General features: G+C 63.8%; 1 protein-coding gene. It reads left to right on the top strand.

Annotated features, from left to right (window positions below):
* Window positions 1-244 precede the first annotated feature (244 nt).
* The coding region (locus tag D7V80_RS41215; RefSeq protein ID WP_158616789.1) for a transposase at window positions 245-431 on the top strand (187 nt) is incomplete at its 3' end.

Below are 431 nucleotides of genomic sequence, written 5' to 3' on the forward strand. Positions count from 1 at the left end.
CTGTCGCCGAGCTGCTCGCCCAGGCACGCGCTTCATTTGTGCGCCTGGGCTACCGTCACGATGTCCTCGCCGCCTTCTTCGATGACGCGGGCCTGCGCCTTACCGGACTTCCCTGAAGGGGTTTAGGGGCTGTCCCTGATCTCCGGCCCGAAAATCAACCTGGTGGATCAAACACCGGCGTTGGACCCGGCCTTGAGGGGCATAGGAGGTTGCCAGCCAGCGTCAGGCATGATCAACGCTGACTGTGCGCCGACATGAACTGAGCGATGCTGAGTGGAGCCGCATCAAGCCCTTGCTGGGCTCCCGGAGCGGCCCACCCTCGAAGCGAGGGGACCGCGACTTCATCAACGCCGTCATCTGGCGCGTGAAGACTGGGGTGCAATGGCGGGACCTTCCGGAGCGATTCGGCCACTGGAAGACCGTCTACAACC

It is taken from the genome of Corallococcus sp. CA054B, assembly GCF_003611625.1.
In the GTDB taxonomy this organism is placed as follows: domain Bacteria; phylum Myxococcota; class Myxococcia; order Myxococcales; family Myxococcaceae; genus Corallococcus; species Corallococcus coralloides.